The sequence below is a fragment of the Mesorhizobium sp. M7A.F.Ca.MR.245.00.0.0 genome (assembly GCF_003997415.1).
Classification (GTDB): domain Bacteria; phylum Pseudomonadota; class Alphaproteobacteria; order Rhizobiales; family Rhizobiaceae; genus Mesorhizobium.
This window is the reverse complement of sequence record NZ_RZTE01000028.1, coordinates 12,442-28,907: the sequence shown is the minus strand read 5'-3', so window position 1 is coordinate 28,907 and position 16,466 is coordinate 12,442. Positions and strand designations below refer to the sequence as shown.

Here is a 16,466-nt window from a genome sequence, read left to right as displayed (position 1 = left end):
CATGCTCGATCTGCTTGAGAGCGCTCAGCGGCCGCCGCTTACATTCAGGATCGCGCCTGTCGTATAGGACGCGGCGTCGGAGAGAAGATAGAGAACCGCGCCCGCGACTTCATCCACTGTACCGGCTCTTTTCATCGGCAGCAGGTCGCGGAACCGCTCCACCCTGTCCGGCTGCCCGCCGGAAGCGTGGATGTCCGTGTCGATGATGCCAGGGCGCACCGCATTGACGCGAATGCCTTCCAGCGCCACCTCGCGGGCGAGCCCGATGGTGAAGGTGTCGATGGCGCCCTTGGAGGCGGCATAATCGACATACTCGCCCGGCGAGCCCAATGTCGCTGCCGCCGACGAGATGTTGACGATGGACCCGCCCGACCCGCCATGGCGGGTCGACATGCGCTTGACCGCCTCACGGGCGCAGAGGAACGAGCCGACGACATTGACGCGCATCATGCGCTCCAGCCGCGAAACGTCCATCTCGTCGACGCGCGCCTTGACGTCGACGATGCCGGCATTGTTGACGAAAGCATCAAGCCGTCCATAGGCGTGGTCGACGGCCTCGAACATGGCCACGATATCGGCCTCGCTGCCGACATCGCCCTTGACCGCAAAAGCCTCGCCGCCGGCAGCCTCGATCTCCGCGACCAGTGCATCGGCGGCATCCTGATTCGAAGCATAATTGACCGCGACCCGGTAGCCGGCCTCCGACCCAAACCGGCAGATCGCCGCGCCAATGCCGCGGCTGCCGCCGGTGACCAGCAGCACCTTTTGCGTCCCGCTCATTCCTGGCATCCCTTCAAGGCAAACACATCCCCCGGCACTTTCGAAAACCCGCTGCCGCCATAGGCACTGGATTGGCGCAACGCTGGCCCGAGATCCGGCAGGATCAGCGTCTTCGGCGCTTCGACACCTTCGGCCGGCAGCAGCCCGATGTTGCCCTTGTCATCCGCCGTGTAGATGACGCCATGCCAGGGCGTGCAGGCGGCAAGCTCCTCGCCGGTGACGTCGCCCTCGGGGCATTTGTACATCAGCGCGCCGTTCGGCCGCGACACGCCCTCGTTCCACATGACGATGCCGTTGAGCACCACACTGTTGTCGAGGATCATGCGGAAGCTGTTGGTGACGGTCGCCGAGGTGCCGGTCGGCGTGAAGTCGATTTCGCTGCCGCTCTGGGCGTCGCCATAGACAGCGAGCTCGATCGGACAGGCGGCTCTCGCCACGGAACTCGCCGCGAGAAAAGCCAGCAATCCGGCCATAAATCCGATCATGGGCGAGGCGACGCTTGTCATCGGTCGGCCTGCTCGCCCTCTCGGCCATCAGCGTTTTCGAGCACCTCGAAATCGGTCATCAAGACCAGCGGTTCGCCGTTCGGGTCCAATCCCCAGAAGGAATAATAAGTCCCGTCGCCCAAGCCGGTTTTGAACATGGCGACATTGAGCGGGCTCTCCTCGACTGGGTTATCCATGCCAAACCTGTCAAGGGACCACGCAACGTCAGCAAGATAGTCGTCGAGTTCCTCCGGGTCGGATATCAGCGTCAGAACCGACGTATCCATAAACGAAGCAACCGCGTAATCGACAATAAATCCAGACTTCGAGGTCGATCCAACATCGCTGGTAAAGGTGGCCAATTCCCAGCGCACCGGCAGGCCAGGGCCAAACCGCAAGACCGCTGCGGCAATACTGCCTTGTGCCTCAAGCATGGTGACCGGGTAGCGTCCCGGTCTGACCTTGCGGCTAAACACAGGCCGTTCCAGCCCGGTAATCAGTGGATCGCAGGCGATGATTTCGCCTGTCGGCAGCTCAAGCTCGCCAATCGTGGTGGCAGTGATTTTCCGCTCCGCCATCTCGGCCTTGCTGAGGGCGAACACGCCGAGATTGCTGCTAACCTCGGAGGCGTCCCAATCGGCGGGCGACGCGACAAGAGGTAAATCGGAGAAAAGCCAAACGAATCCACGCCGAAACAATCGGCGTACGGTATCCAGCCAGCCGCTCATCCCGGACCAGCTCCGACTAGAGATCGAGCACCAGCCGTTCCGGATCCTCCAGGCTTTCCTTGACGCGGACCAGGAAGGTCACCGCTTCCTTGCCGTCGACGATGCGGTGATCGTAGCTGAGCGCCAGGTACATCATCGGCCGGATCACGATCTGGCCGCCGACCACCACAGGCCGGTCCTGGATCTTGTGCATGCCCAGAATGCCCGACTGCGGTGCGTTGAGGATCGGCGTCGACATCAGCGACCCGTAAACGCCGCCGTTGGAAATCGTAAACGTCCCGCCTTGCATGTCGGCGACCGACAGCTTGCCGTCGCGCGCGGCGATGCCCAGGCGGCCGATGTCCTTTTCGATCTCGGCGATCGACATCTGGTCGGCATTGCGCACGACCGGCACAACCAGGCCCTTTTCGGTGCCGACGGCGACGCCGATATGGGCATAGTTCTTGAAGATGATGTCGGTGCTGTCGATTTCGGCGTTGACGGAGGGGATCTCCTTCAGCGCGTGCGTCACCGCCTTGGTGAAGAAGCCCATGAAGCCGAGCTTCACGCCGTGCTTCTTTTCGAACACGTCCTTGTATTTGGTGCGCAGCGCCATCACCGCAGACATGTCGACCTCGTTGAAGGTGGTCAGCATGGCGGCGGTCGACTGCGCTTCCTTGAGGCGGCGCGCGATGGTCTGGCGCAGCTTGGTCATGCGCACGCGCTCCTCGCGCGAAGCGTCGTCGCCCGAGGACGGCGCACGCACGGCAACCGGTGCCGGTGCCGCCTTCGGCGTCTCCGCCGGCTGCGACGGCGCACCCTTGGAGATGGCGTCGAGCACGTCGCCTTTCAGCACCTGGCCACGCTTTCCCGAACCGGAGATCTGGTCGACCGAGAGATGGCTTTCGGCGATCAGTTTCGCCGCGGCCGGTGCCGGCGGCATGGTGCGCGGCTCGACCGGGCCGGCATCGCCGGCGATCTTGGCGGTCTCGGCCGCGGCCTGCTTGCCGGTCGATGCCGCATCCGGCGACGAGGCCTGCGACACCGCCTGCGGCTTGGTCGCTGGTGCGGCGGCAGCGCCACCTGCCGAAATCGAACCGAGCAGCGCACCGACACCGACCGTCTCGCCTTCCTTGGCGGTGATTTCGCTTAAGGTTCCAGCGGCGGCGGCAGGGACCTCCACCGTCACCTTGTCGGTCTCGAGCTCGACCAGCGGCTCGTCGGCGACGATCGCGTCGCCGACCTTCTTGAACCATTTGCCGATGGTCGCTTCGGTGACGGATTCGCCGAGAGTGGGAACGCGGATTTCGGTAGCCATTGTGCCTGTCCGTTTTCTTTCGGTTCTGTTATTCGCCCAGATCTTCTCTATTCGCCGAGCGCGTCTTCGAGCAAGGCGGCGAGCTGGGCGAGATGCTTCGACATCAGTCCGGTCGCCGGCGAGGCGGCGGCCGGACGGCCGGTGTAGCGCACCCGCTGATGCTTGGCATCGATATGCGCCAGCACCCATTCCAGATAGGGGTCGATGAACGACCAGGCGCCCATGTTCTTGGGCTCCTCCTGGCACCACACCATCTCGGCATTGCGGAACCGCGACAGTTCGGTGATCAGCGCCTTGGCCGGGAACGGATAAAGCTGCTCGACGCGCAGCAGATAGATGTCGTTGATGCCGCGCTTCTCGCGCTCCTCATAAAGGTCGTAATAGACCTTGCCCGAACACAGCACGACGCGGCGGATCTTCGAATCCTTGGTGAGCTTGATCGCCTGGCCGGAAAGCAGCTGCGCATCGTCCCACAGCAGCCGGTGGAACGAGCTTTCGCCCGAAATTTCCGGCAGAGTCGACACCGCCCGCTTGTGGCGCAGCAGCGACTTCGGCGTCATCAGGATCAGCGGCTTGCGGAAGTCGCGCTTCAGCTGCCGGCGCAATATGTGGAAGTAGTTGGCCGGCGTCGTACAGTTGGCCACTTGCATGTTGTCTTCGGCGCAAAGCTGCAGGAAGCGTTCGAGCCGGGCCGAAGAATGTTCCGGACCCTGGCCTTCATAGCCATGCGGCAACAGGCAGACGAGGCCCGACATTCTGAGCCACTTGCGTTCACCCGAAGAGATGAACTGGTCGAACACCACCTGGGCACCGTTGGCGAAATCGCCGAACTGCGCTTCCCACAAGGTCAGCGCCTTGGGCTCGGCCAGGCTGTAGCCATATTCGAAGCCCAGCACCGCCTCTTCCGACAGCATCGAGTTGATGACTTCGTAGCCGGCTTGAGCCGCCGACAGGTTGTTGAGCGGGATGTAGCGGGTCTCGTCGCGCTGGTCGTACAGGACCGAATGGCGCTGCGAGAAGGTGCCGCGTTCGGAATCCTGCCCCGACAGGCGGATCGGATTGCCGTCGAGCAGTATGGCGCCGAAGGCCAGCGCCTCGGCCGTCGACCAGTCGATGCCTTCGCCCGACTCGATCGCCTGACGGCGGTTTTCGAGGAAGCGGATGATCGTCTTGTGCGCCTCGAAATCCTTCGGCACCTCGGTCAGCTTCTTGCCGATTTCCTTCAGTGTCTTGACCGGCACGGCGGTCTTGCCGCGCCTTTGTTCGTCCTGGTTGTCGGCGGTGCGCAGGCCAGACCAGGCACCGTCCAGCCAATCGGCCTTGTTGGGCTTGTAGTGCTGGCCGACTTCCCACTCCGATTCCAGATGCGCCCGCCAGTCGGCCTTGAGCTGGTCTAGCTCGGCCTGGGTGAGGTGACCCTCGGCGATCAGCCGGTCGCCATAGATCTGCACCGTCGTCTTGTGGGTGCGGATGTTGCGATACATGATCGGCTGGGTGAAGGCCGGTTCGTCGCCCTCATTGTGGCCGAAGCGGCGGTAGCAGAACATGTCGACCACAACGGGCTTGTGGAACTTCATGCGGAATTCGATGGCCACCTTGGTAGCATGCACCACGGCTTCCGGATCGTCGCCGTTGACGTGGAAGATCGGCGCCTCGATCATCTTGGCGACGTCCGACGGATAGGGCGACGACCGCGAGAAGCGCGGATTGGTGGTGAAGCCGATCTGGTTGTTGATGATGAAATGCAGCGTGCCGGCAACGCGGTGGCCGCGCAGGCCGGACAGGCCGAGGATCTCGGCGATCACGCCCTGGCCGGCGAAGGCGGCGTCGCCATGCAGCAAGAGCGGCAGCACCTTGGCGCGCTCTTCCAGCGGCACGATCTCCTCGCGGCTGCGGCCGAACAGGTAATCCTGCTTGGCGCGCGCCTTGCCCATCACCACCGGATCGACGATTTCCAGATGCGAAGGATTGGCGGTCAGGGACAGATGCACCTTGTTGCCGTCGAACTCGCGGTCCGACGAAGCGCCCAGATGGTACTTGACGTCGCCCGAACCCTCGACCTCGTCAGGTGCGGCCGAGCCGCCCTTGAACTCATGGAAGATGGCGCGGTGCGGCTTGGCCATCACCTGGGAAAGCACGTTGAGCCTTCCGCGATGCGCCATGCCGAGCACGATTTCCTTCATGCCGAGCTGGCCGCCGCGCTTGACGATCTGCTCCAGCGCCGGGATCAGCGCTTCACTGCCATCGAGGCCGAAGCGCTTGGTGCCCTTGTACTTGACGTCGATGAACTGCTCAAAACCTTCGGCCTCGACCAGCTTCTGCAGGATCGCCTTCTTGCCGGTGGCAGTGAAGGTGATCTCCTTGTCGGCACCTTCGATGCGGGCCTGGATCCAGGCCTTTTCCTCGGGGTCGGAAATATGCATGAACTCGACGCCGAGCGTCGAGCAATAGGTCCGCGTCAGGATTTCCAGCATCTGCCGGATGGTGCCGAATTCGAGCCCGAGCACATTGTCGAGGAAGATCGGCCGGTCATAGTCGGCAGCGGTGAAGCCGTAATTTTCCGGCGACAGCTCGTTGTAGTCCTCGAGCGGCTTGGCGATGCCGAGCGGGTCGAGATTGGCATGCAGATGGCCGCGCATGCGGTAGGCGCGGATCATCATGATGGCGCGCACCGAATCGCGTGTCGCCTGGTGCACGTCGGCATCGGAAAGGACGACGCCGTTGGTGACCGCCTTGTCCTTGACCTTCTTTTCGACGGTCTTCTCGACAATGCCCCAATTGCCGTCCAGCGCCGACACCAGTTCGCCATTGGCCTGCAGCGGCCAGGAGGGCTTGGCCCATGAGGCACCCTTGGCGTTCTTGCGCACATCGCCGGCATCGTCCTTCAGCCCGGCAAAGAACTCCTGCCATTCGGGATTGACCGAGGCTGGATCGTCCTCATAGGCGGCGTATAGCGCGTCGATATAGTCGGCGTTGCCGCCATAGAGAAAAGAGGTGAGCGAAAACTGGTCGTTGGCCTGATCTTGTCGTGCCATTTTTGTCCGCGGAGCCCGGCTCCGTCTCCTGTTTTTGGAGGGAGTAGGGGAATAAGGGAATAGGGGAGTAGGGCTTTTTGCCGCTGCTATTTTCCCTACCGCCCTACTCCCTTACTCCCCTATTCCCTTAACCTTTGATCGCCTCGACCAGCGTCGTGCCCAGCCGCGCCGGCGAGGGCGATACCCTGATCCCGGCGGATTCCATTGCCGCGATCTTGTCTTCGGCGCCGCCCTTGCCGCCGGAGATGACCGCGCCGGCGTGGCCCATGGTGCGGCCGGCCGGCGCCGTGCGCCCGGCGATGAAGCCGGCCATCGGTTTCTTGCGGCCACGCTTGGCTTCGTCCTTGAGGAACTGCGCGGCGTCTTCCTCGGCCGAACCGCCGATCTCGCCGATCATGATGATCGACTTGGTCTCCTCGTCGGCGAGGAACATCTCGAGCACGTCGATGAACTCGGTACCCTTGACGGGGTCGCCGCCGATACCGACGGCGGTAGTCTGGCCGAGTCCGACATTGGTGGTCTGAAACACTGCCTCATAGGTAAGCGTTCCCGACCGCGAAACAACGCCGACCGAGCCCTTGCGGAAGATGTTTCCGGGCATGATGCCGATCTTGCATTCGTTGGGCGTGAGCACGCCCGGGCAGTTCGGCCCGATCAGGCGCGAGGTCGAGCGGTCGAGCCTGGCCTTGACCCTGATCATGTCCATCACCGGGATGCCTTCGGTGATGCAGATGATCAGCGGGATCTCGGCCTCGATCGCTTCGAGGATTGCTTCGGCGGCACCCGCCGGCGGCACATAGACGACCGAAGCGTTGGCACCGGTCTTTTCCTTGCCCTCGGCGACCGTGGCGAAGATCGGCAGGTTTTCACCCTTTGAGCCGGTCCACGTCTCGCCACCCTTCTTGGGGTGGATGCCGCCGACCATTTTCGTGCCGTGATAAGCCAGCGCCTGTTCGGTGTGGAACGTGCCGGTCTTGCCGGTCAGGCCCTGCACCAGCACCTTGGTGTTCTTGTCGACGAGAATGGACATGGGAGCCCTTTTCTAAAAACTGTTGATCGAGGAAAACATGGTCAGAGCCGCTTCAGGTCAGCGACCGTGAGGTCGCTCTTGACATTGCCGGTGTTGAGCGTCGTCGCCGGCTCGAACATCAGCACGACCGGTTCCGCGGTGAGCGAACGCGGCCGGTGCTCGACACCGCGCGGTACGACGATGAAGTCGCCCTCGCCGAGCTCGACCGGACCGTCACGGAAATCGATGGCGATACGCCCGCGCAGCACGAGGAAGGCTTCATCCTCATGGTCATGCGCATGCCAGTCGAACATCTCGCCGAACTTGGCGACCTTCGCCTGGCTGTCGTTGACATCGCCGGCGATATGCGGATCGAAAACCTTGGTGATGGTCCGATCCGCCGCCTCGACGAGGTTTATCTTGCGCGGAGGCATCCGCTCAGCCCTTTACCGCCGCCACGATCTTCTTGGCTGCATCGTCGAGATCGTCGGCCGACACGACGTTGAGGCCGCTGTCGTTGATGATCTTCTTGCCGAGCTCGGCATTGGTGCCTTCCAGACGCACCACCAGCGGCACTTCCAGTCCGACTTCCTTGACCGCGGCAATGACGCCCTCGGCAATGATGTCGCACTTCATGATGCCGCCGAAGATGTTGATCAGGATACCCTTGACCGCCGGATCCCGGGTGATGATCTTGAACGCCGCCGTGACTTTTTCCTTGGATGCGCCGCCACCGACATCGAGGAAGTTGGCGGGCTCGGCACCATAGAGCTTGATGATGTCCATCGTCGCCATGGCGAGGCCGGCGCCGTTGACCATGCAGCCGATATTGCCGTCGAGCGCGACATAGGCGAGGTCGTATTTCGACGCCTCGATCTCCTTCTCGTCCTCTTCGGTGGTGTCGCGCAGTTCGAGCACGTCAGGGTGGCGGAACAGCGCGTTGTTGTCGAACGACACTTTCGCGTCGAGCACGCGCAGCCGGCCGTTCTTCATGACGATCAGCGGGTTGACCTCGAGCAGGCTCATGTCCTTTTCGACGAAGGCTTTGTAGAGGATCGGGAACAGCGTATCGCCATCCTTGGCAGCATCGCCGTCGAGCTTCAGCGCACCGTTGAGCGCCTTCAGGTCGGCCGATGTGACGCCTTTTTCCGGATCGATGGCGACGGTGATGATCTTTTCCGGCGTGTCATGCGCGACCGCTTCGATGTCCATGCCGCCCTCGGTCGAGACGACGAAGGCGATGCGGCCGACCGAACGGTCGACCAGGATCGACAGATAGAGCTCGCGTTCGATGTCAGCGCCGTCCTCGATATAGAGGCGGTTGACCTGCTTGCCGGCCGGGCCGGTCTGCTTGGTCACCAGTGTGTTGCCCAGCATCTCGTTGGCGTTGGCGACGACGTCGGCCACCGATTTCGCCAGCCGCACCCCGCCCTTGGCGTCCGGGCCGAGCTCGGTGAATTTGCCCTTGCCGCGGCCGCCGGCATGGATCTGGCTCTTCACCACATAGAGCGGGCCCGGCAGCGCCTTGGCGGCGGCTTCCGCTTCGCTCGCCTTGAACACCGGCACACCTTCGGCCACCGGCGCGCCAAAGCTCTTCAGCAGCGCCTTGCCCTGATACTCATGGATGTTCATCTGGATGGTCTCCGGATCGACTGGGGGTTCACTTGCTGGAGATTCATTTGGAGGCGAGTTGCGGCGCGATCTTGACGCAGGCCTCGGTCAGGCCCTGCACCGTCGCCACAGAGGAGTCGAACATCTTCTGCTCGCTCTTGTTGAGTTCGATCTCGATGATACGCTCGACGCCGCCGGCGCCGATCACCACGGGAACGCCGACATAGGTGTTCTTGACGCCATACTGGCCGGAGAGATACGCCGCGCAGGGCAGCACGCGCTTCTTGTCCTTGAGATAGGCTTCGGCCATCGAGATCGCCGAAGCCGCCGGCGCGTAATAGGCCGAACCGGTCTTGAGCAGGCCGACGATCTCGGCGCCGCCGTCGCGGGTGCGCTGCACGATCTGGTCGAGCTTTTCCTTCGAGGTCCAGCCCATCTTGATGAGATCGGGCAGCGGAATGCCCGATACCGTCGAATAGCGGATCATCGGCACCATGGAATCGCCGTGGCCGCCGAGCACGAACGCGGTGACGTCCTCGACCGAGACCTTGAATTCCTCCGCCAGGAAATAGCGGAAGCGCGCGCTGTCGAGCACGCCGGCCATGCCGACGACATGGCTGTTGGGCAGTCCTGAGAACTTCTGCAGCGCCCAGACCATGGCGTCGAGCGGGTTTGTGATGCAGATGACGAAGGCCTTCGGCGCATACTTCTTCAGCCCGGCGCCGACCTGTTCCATGACCTTGAGGTTGATGCCCAAAAGGTCGTCGCGGCTCATGCCGGGCTTGCGCGGCACGCCGGCGGTGACGATGCAGACATCGGCGCCCTCGATGCCGGCATAGTCGTTGATGCCGGTGAGCCTGGAGTCGAAGCCATCGACCGGCGACGACTGCGCGATATCGAGCCCCTTGCCCTGCGGGATACCTTCGGCAATATCGAACAGCACCACGTCGCCGAGGTCCTTGAGGCCGATCATGTGAGCGAGCGTGCCGCCGATCATGCCAGAGCCGATAAGCGCTATCTTGTTGCGTGCCATGTGAGGATGTTTTCCCTTTGTCGGTGACGACGTCTCAAATCTCTGGTGACTTGATGGCGGCGTCGAAGAAGAGGCCGGAATGCTGCGGGGAACCGCGAATTTTCGCCGCACCCAATAGCCCCGGCACGGAAAAAATTCAAACGATTATTTTGGTGTCAGTATTTTCAATCGGTTAGATCACTTGGGAGTTACGTAAACGTCAAAGTTTGTAAGCCGACTTCGGAAGAAATAACCGATGAAGATGGAAATCGTAAGGCCGAATGCGGGCGATGACACCCTTGTGATGCGGGTAGCCGAGGAGGTTCGAGTTGTAGACGTCGGCGGGACAGCGCCCCCTCTGTCCTGCCGAGGGAGGGGACACGAAGGATCGCTACCGACGGATTCTCTGGAAATTCAGGCCTGCGCCTGCTGTGCCTCTGGCGCCGGCTTCCCCTTCTGCCGCGCCGCCCAATCCTCCAGCCAGTCGCGGCTTTGCATCTCGATCAGCCGCGATGCGGTGCGCTCGAACTCGAACACTTCGACGCCGCGCTTGGCTGCATAAAGCGCTTGCGGCGGCGCATCGGCGCTCACCACCATCCGCACATGATGGTCGTAGAGCGTGTCGATCAGAAGGATGAAGCGCTTGGCCTCGTTGCGCTTGCCTTCGCCGAGCACCGGGACGTGGTCGATGAAAATGGTTGAGAAGCGCCCGGCGATCGCCAGGAAATCGCGCGCGCCAAGCGGCTTCTCGCAGAGATCGGCGAAGGAGAACCGCGCCGCATCGCCCGCCGCACGCGGCACGATCACCTGCCGTCCTTTGAGGGCAATCGATGTCTCGGCGGTCGGCGCGCCCCGCGTCATGGCTTGCCAGGCCTCGTCGAGTAGCTGGTCCGCCGCCGCATCGGCCGGCGTGACATAGACCGGTGTCCGGGCGAGCTTTTCCAGCCGGTAGTCTTTGTCGGCATCGAGCGCCAGCACCTGTGTGTGCCGCTCCAGTATGCCGATAAAGGGCAGGAAAAGCTGGCGGTTCAGCCCGTCGCTGTAGAGGTTTTCCGGCGCCACATTCGAGGTGGCGACCAGCACCACGCCGCTGGCAAACAGCGCCGAAAACAACCTGGACAGGATCATCGCGTCGGCAATGTCGGTGACCGAGAACTCGTCGAAGCACAGCACCCAGGCTTGCTCGGCAAGGGCCTTGGCCACCGGCGGGATCGGATCGTCTTCCCTGACGTCGCCATTCTTGCGCGCCTGCCGGTGCTTCTGGATACGGTCCTGCACGTCGGCCATGAAGTCGTTGAAGTGGACGCGGCGCTTGCGCCGCACCGGCAGCAAGTCGAAGAACATGTCCATCAGCATGGTCTTGCCGCGACCGACGCCGCCATGGATGTAGAGGCCTTTGACGGCCTCATGCGTCTCGCGCTTGCGGGCGAACAGCCAGCCCAGCGCGCTCGACTTATGCGCCAGCCGCTTGGCCGAAATCTCATCGGTCAGCCGGTCGAGTGCCGCAACGATCCGTTCCTGCGCCGGATCGCGGTCGATCGTACCGGTTTCCACCAGATGGTCGTAGCGCTGCCTGACGGTCGCATGGGTCTGGAGGCCGTCACGCAGATGCATCGGTCACGTCGTTCTGGAGCAATTCCGGGAACCGGAATTGCGTAAAACAAAAACTATCTCGTAAGCGAAATCGGCTGGCCGTTGGAAGTCTGGCCGTCGAATTTCGAGCCGCCCGAGGAATAGAGCCGCGCCAGCGCACCGCCGCTCTCGTCATAGAGCGTCAGCTGTTTGCCGGCGACGTTCCACGACTTGATGCCGTCCATCGGCGCCGGGCAATGCAGCGGCCCGGCGCGGAAGCCGGCGCCGAATTTGGTCTGCGGTGTCGCCACCTTGCAGCTCTGGCCCGCAACGCTGGCGTTCCAGACACCGGCGACGCTGGCGGCGGTCACGTCCGAAGCGCCGGCCGGCGCCGAGCCGTCCGAAGGCAGCGCGGCGACCTGGGTGTTCGCCGGCGCGGTCGGGAATTGCGAAGGGTCGGTGGTGCCGGGCGATGCCGGCGGCGGCAGTTGGTTCGCCGTCACCTTGCCGGCGGGCGCGGCCTCCAGCGGTGCCGGCTGCTGGTCATCCATCGAGGAAAAACGTGAGGTCGAACAGCCACTCGCAACGAGCGCCGCCAGCGATACGGCCACCAGACCGGTTTTCGAAAAAGTCATTCCAACCTCCGTCGGATCCGGCTGGGGGGAAGCCGTCCGCACAATCTCACCCCCACCAAGATGGAGAAGGTGGCGAAATTTCAACCCGATATGGTTAAAATACAGTTTGCAGCAAGAATTGTTGCAAATTTATCGCAATCGCGACGGCTGACCGTTTGTCGCGCATCGCTCGGGAATTCCGGTCAACACTTCGTCGGTGGACGCTTGCGCGAACCGCCTTAGCGCCTATGTCTGGAAAACGAAACCCTGCTGGAGCCGCAAATTGGCCGCGAGAAAGACTGCCGCCAATCGCTATTACAGCGGCCCGCCCAGCGACCATTTCGACGGCGCATTGTTCTTCAATCCCGACGGCCAGCCACCCGGCCGTTTCGCCGACCTGCTGAAATGGCAGTTGAATGGCCAGCGCTCGAAATGGCCGGCGAGCGATGCAAGCCCCTTTCCGCAGGCAAAGCCGGCGACAAGGGTCGAGGGCGCCGCGCTGGAAGTGACCATGATTGGTCATTCCACCTTGCTGGTCCAGACGGCAGGTCTGAACATCCTCACCGATCCGGTGTGGTCGCTGCGCGCGTCGCCGCTTTCCTTCGCCGGACCAAAACGCATCAATGCGCCAGGCATCGCCTTTGCCGACCTGCCGCCGATCGACTTCGTGCTGGTCAGCCACAACCACTATGACCATCTCGACCTCGCCACGTTGAAGCGGCTGAAGGCCGGCCACGACCCGCTGGTGCTCACTCCGCTCGGCAACGACGCCATCATCGAAGCCGCCGTGCCCGGCATGCGACTGTCGGCGCATGACTGGGGCGACAGGGTCGAGATCGGCAATGGCGCCGCCGTCCATGTCGAGCCGGTGCATCACTGGTCGGCGCGTGGCGCCCGCGACCGGCGCATGGCGCTTTGGGCCGGCTTCGTCGTCGAAACACCTGACAGCAAGCTCTATTTCGCCGGCGATACCGGCTTTCACAATGGCATCAACTACCGGCGGATGGCCGAGAAACATGGCGGTTTCCGCTTCGCCATCCTGCCGATCGGCGCCTATGAACCGCGCTGGTTCATGGCGCCGCAGCACCAGAACCCCTGGGAAGCGGTGCAAGGCATGACGCTGTGCAATGCCGCCCATGCCGCCGGCTGTCATTGGGGAACTTTCCAGCTCACTGACGAGCCGATCGACGAGCCGGCGCGCAAATTGACCGAGGCGCTTGACGATCAAGGCATCCCACGGCAGCGCTTTCGCGCCTTGCGGCCGGGCGAGGTCTGGAATGTACCGGAGCACATAGTGCCCTGATCCGCATCGGTTTCGACGGAACCCCAGCGCGGCAACAGCGTTTTCATGCGGTTGAAAAATCTGTCGGGTTGCGAGGCATCGCCATGCTCAAATGGATCATCATCCTCCTGATCGTCGCCGCGGCGGCGAGCCTGCTCGGCATGCCGGCGCTGGCAGGTGCTGCCGCCACCGGCGCGCGCATCCTTATCGGCATCGTTCTGATCATCTTCCTGCTGGTGGTGCTGGGCATTTTCGCCGTCACGTGAGTCCGGCGCTTTCGCCGTGACCAAGCGGCTGCGCACTGGTAATTCCTGCCCGTTTCCGCCATATAGCGCCAAACGGACACGGAATTTCCGGAGCAATGGCCAGCACTGCCCCTTTCGCCAAGATGAACGGCATCGGCAACGAGATCATCGTTGCCGATATGCGCGGCCGTGCCGATCGAGTGACGGGGGCGGCGGCGATTGCGCTGAACGCCGATGCCGCGACCAGCTTCGACCAGATCATGGCGATCCACGACGCAAGGACGCCGGGCACCGCCTTTTTCATCGACATATTGAATTCCGACGGAACTGGCGCGCAGGCCTGCGGCAATGGCATGCGCTGCGTCGTCCAAGCGCTCGCCGCCGAGACCGGCCAGAAGATCTTCACCTTCGAAACCGTGGCGGGCATCCTCAATGCGCGCGAACATGCCGACGGCTCGATCTCGGTCGATATGGGCACGCCACGCTTCGGCTGGCAGGATATCCCGCTGGCCGAGGAATTCCGCGACACCCGCATGATCGAGCTGCAGATCGGCCCGATCGACGCGCCGGTGCTGCATTCCCCCTCGGTCGTCTCGATGGGCAATCCGCACGCCATCTTCTGGGTCGACAATGACGTCTGGTCCTATGAGCTCGACCGCTTCGGCCCGCTGCTCGAGAACCATCCGATGTTCCCCGAGCGCGCCAACATCACCATCGCTCAGGTTACTTCGCCCGAAACCATGATCATCCGCACCTGGGAGCGCGGCGCCGGACTGACCAAGGCCTGCGGCTCGGCCGCCTGCGCGGCCGTGGTCGCAGCCGCCCGCACCAACCGGACCGGCCGCAGCGTTAGCCTGTTGACGCCAGGCGGCGGTACGCTGCATGTCGAATGGCGCGACGATGACCATGTGGTGCTGACCGGCGCCGCCGAATGGGAATTTTCCGGCAGCTTCGACCCGTCGAACGGGACATGGGCCCGCGACACCGAAAGCGCGGCCTGATGTCCGCTCTGCCCAAGAGCCCGGTGTCCAAGGGCATCGATGTCGTCACCTTCGGCTGCCGGCTCAACACCTATGAATCGCAGGTGATGCGGCGCGAGGCTGAAAGTGCCGGTCTGGGCGCGCTGGAAGGCGGCGCTTTGATCTTCAACACCTGCGCCGTGACAGGCGAAGCAGTGCGCCAGGCCAAGCAGGCGATCCGCAAGGCCCGCCGCGACAACCCACGGGCACGCATCATCGTCACCGGCTGCGCCGCGCAGACCGAGCCTGAAAAATTCGCCGCCATGGACGAGGTCGATCTCGTGCTTGGCAATGAAGAGAAGCTGAACGCCAATTCCTATCGCGCGCTGCCGGATTTCGGCGTCAACGACACCGAGAAGGCGCGCGTCAACGATATCTTTTCGGTGCGTGAGACCGCAGGCCACATGGTCGACGCCATCGAGGGCCGGGCGCGCGCCTTTGTCCAGGTGCAGAATGGCTGCGACCACCGCTGCACCTTCTGCATCATTCCCTACGGCCGCGGCAATTCGCGCTCGGTGCCGATGGGCGCCGTGGTCGAGCAGGTCAAGCGGCTCGCCGGCAACGGCTATGCCGAGATCGTTCTGACCGGCGTCGACATGACATCATTCGGCGCCGATCTACCGGGGGGGCCGAAGCTCGGCAAACTGGTGAAAACAATCCTGAAACAGGTGCCCGACGTGAAGCGGCTGCGGCTGTCGTCGATCGATTCGATCGAAGCCGACGGCGATTTGCTCGATGCCATCGCCACCGAGCCCAGGTTGATGCCGCATTTGCATCTGTCGCTGCAATCGGGCGACGACATGATCCTGAAGCGGATGAAGCGAAGGCACCTACGCGATCAGACGATCCGCTTCTGCGAGGATGTGCGCAAGCTGCGCCCCGGTATCGTCTTTGGCGCCGACATCATCGCCGGCTTCCCGACCGAGACCGACGAAATGTTCGAGAACTCGGAGAAAATCGTCGAGGAGTGTGGCCTGACCCATCTCCACGTCTTCCCCTTCAGCCCACGCGAAGGCACGCCCGCCGCGCGCATGCCGCAGCTGCGCCGCGAGGTCGTCAAGCAGCGCGCCGCCCGGCTGCGTGCCGCCGGTGAAGCTGCCTATGTCAGGCATCTGTCATCGCTCACCGGTACGCGTCAGTCGATCCTGATCGAGCGCGACGGCCTTGGCCGCACCGAGGGTTTTACGCTTGCCGCACTCGGCACGGGCGCACCGGGTGAGATCGTCGAGGCTGAGATATCAGGCCACGATGGTATCAGGCTGATCGCGGCGCCCCTTGCCGCCCGCGCCGCCTGAGAAACGCAAAGCATGGCTGGTTTTTTCAAGAAGATATTTTCGTTCGGCAAGAAAGAGGTTGTCGAGGAGCGGATCGACGAGACCGCCCCGCTGCCGCCGATCAAATGGGAAGCACTCGATGCGCTGAAGCCGGCGGCCGAGCAGGTCGTTCCGGAGTTCTTGAAGCGCGACGAGCCGCGGCCCGAGGCGGAAACGACGCCGGCGCCGGTGGTCGAGCCGGAGATAGCTCCTGTGCCGGAACCGGCGCCTGTCGAGGAACCGGTGCCCGAGCCGGAGCCAACCATCCCGCCAGTACCGGAGCCGGCTGTTCCCTCAGAGCCAGAACCTCTGCCGGAGCCCGAGCCGGAAGAAGAGCCAGCGCCCGAGACGCCAGCCGAGCCGCCGGCGCCCGAGGAGATACCAACAACTCCCGCCGTTCCGGAGCCTGCTCCCGAACCGCAGCCGCAAGAAGTCCCTGCTCCGGCGCCGGCCGAGCCGGAGAT

The 16,466-nt window shown here is 63.3% G+C and carries 15 protein-coding genes and 1 pseudogene; 5 read left to right on the top strand and 11 right to left on the bottom strand.

From position 1 onward, the window contains the following. Positions 1-24: 24 nt before the first annotated feature. The 11 genes from EOB80_RS23985 to EOB80_RS23935 form a co-directional block, all read right to left on the bottom strand. Positions 25-780, bottom strand: a complete 756-nt coding sequence (locus EOB80_RS23985) for an SDR family oxidoreductase (RefSeq protein WP_127330179.1) — start codon at positions 778-780, stop codon at positions 25-27. After that, complete coding sequence (locus EOB80_RS23980; RefSeq protein ID WP_127330177.1) at positions 777-1,286, bottom strand: hypothetical protein; 510 nt, start codon at positions 1,284-1,286, stop codon at positions 777-779. The genes EOB80_RS23985 and EOB80_RS23980 overlap by 4 nt, the downstream gene beginning before the upstream one ends. After that, positions 1,283-1,993, bottom strand: coding sequence for a DUF4241 domain-containing protein (locus EOB80_RS23975; RefSeq protein ID WP_127330175.1), 711 nt, complete (start codon positions 1,991-1,993; stop codon positions 1,283-1,285). The genes EOB80_RS23980 and EOB80_RS23975 overlap by 4 nt, the downstream gene beginning before the upstream one ends. 16 nt (positions 1,994-2,009) lie before the next feature. After that, positions 2,010-3,290 (bottom strand): 2-oxoglutarate dehydrogenase complex dihydrolipoyllysine-residue succinyltransferase, encoded by a 1,281-nt coding sequence (odhB, locus tag EOB80_RS23970; RefSeq protein WP_127330173.1) that lies wholly within the window; start codon positions 3,288-3,290, stop codon positions 2,010-2,012. A gap of 47 nt (positions 3,291-3,337) precedes the next feature. Then, on the bottom strand, positions 3,338-6,325 hold the full coding sequence (locus EOB80_RS23965; protein WP_127330171.1) for a 2-oxoglutarate dehydrogenase E1 component: 2,988 nt from the start codon (positions 6,323-6,325) through the stop codon (positions 3,338-3,340). Positions 6,326-6,452: 127 nt separating this feature from the next. Next, a complete protein-coding gene (gene sucD / locus EOB80_RS23960; RefSeq protein ID WP_127330169.1) occupies positions 6,453-7,355 on the bottom strand; it encodes a succinate--CoA ligase subunit alpha in 903 nt (300 codons plus the stop codon). 41 nt (positions 7,356-7,396) lie between these two features. Further along, positions 7,397-7,768, bottom strand: coding sequence for a cupin domain-containing protein (locus EOB80_RS23955; RefSeq protein WP_127330167.1), 372 nt, complete (start codon positions 7,766-7,768; stop codon positions 7,397-7,399). Between the two features lie 4 nt (positions 7,769-7,772). Next, positions 7,773-8,966 (bottom strand): ADP-forming succinate--CoA ligase subunit beta, encoded by a 1,194-nt coding sequence (gene sucC / locus EOB80_RS23950; RefSeq protein ID WP_024504973.1) that lies wholly within the window; start codon positions 8,964-8,966, stop codon positions 7,773-7,775. A gap of 43 nt (positions 8,967-9,009) precedes the next feature. Beyond that, positions 9,010-9,978 carry a malate dehydrogenase gene (gene mdh, locus EOB80_RS23945; RefSeq protein WP_013528846.1) on the bottom strand — a complete coding sequence of 323 codons (969 nt, stop codon included), beginning with the start codon at positions 9,976-9,978 and terminating at the stop codon, positions 9,010-9,012. A gap of 393 nt (positions 9,979-10,371) precedes the next feature. Next, positions 10,372-11,571 carry a cell division protein ZapE gene (gene zapE / locus EOB80_RS23940; RefSeq protein WP_127330165.1) on the bottom strand — a complete coding sequence of 400 codons (1,200 nt, stop codon included), beginning with the start codon at positions 11,569-11,571 and terminating at the stop codon, positions 10,372-10,374. Between the two features lie 53 nt (positions 11,572-11,624). Continuing rightward, on the bottom strand, positions 11,625-12,164 hold the full coding sequence (locus EOB80_RS23935; RefSeq protein ID WP_023811288.1) for a protease inhibitor Inh/omp19 family protein: 540 nt from the start codon (positions 12,162-12,164) through the stop codon (positions 11,625-11,627). Positions 12,165-12,426: 262 nt separating this feature from the next. Between EOB80_RS23935 and EOB80_RS23930 the strand changes: the two genes are divergently transcribed. From EOB80_RS23930 to EOB80_RS34600, 5 genes and pseudogenes are all read left to right on the top strand, one after another. Then, entirely contained in the window at positions 12,427-13,446 is a 1,020-nt protein-coding gene (locus EOB80_RS23930; protein WP_127330163.1) for an MBL fold metallo-hydrolase, read from the top strand. A gap of 83 nt (positions 13,447-13,529) precedes the next feature. Next, positions 13,530-13,691, top strand: coding sequence for a DUF1328 family protein (locus tag EOB80_RS23925; RefSeq protein WP_013528842.1), 162 nt, complete (start codon positions 13,530-13,532; stop codon positions 13,689-13,691). 95 nt (positions 13,692-13,786) lie between these two features. Then, the gene (gene dapF / locus EOB80_RS23920) at positions 13,787-14,671 is read left to right on the top strand and encodes a diaminopimelate epimerase (RefSeq protein ID WP_127330161.1); all 885 of its coding nucleotides are present in this window, start codon (positions 13,787-13,789) and stop codon (positions 14,669-14,671) included. Further along, on the top strand, positions 14,671-15,984 hold the full coding sequence (gene mtaB, locus EOB80_RS23915) for a tRNA (N(6)-L-threonylcarbamoyladenosine(37)-C(2))-methylthiotransferase MtaB (protein WP_127330159.1): 1,314 nt from the start codon (positions 14,671-14,673) through the stop codon (positions 15,982-15,984). Before dapF ends, mtaB begins: the two co-directional genes overlap by 1 nt. A 12-nt stretch (positions 15,985-15,996) precedes the next feature. Continuing rightward, a pseudogene (locus tag EOB80_RS34600) lies at positions 15,997-16,466 on the top strand (signal recognition particle-docking protein FtsY); the annotation flags it as partial.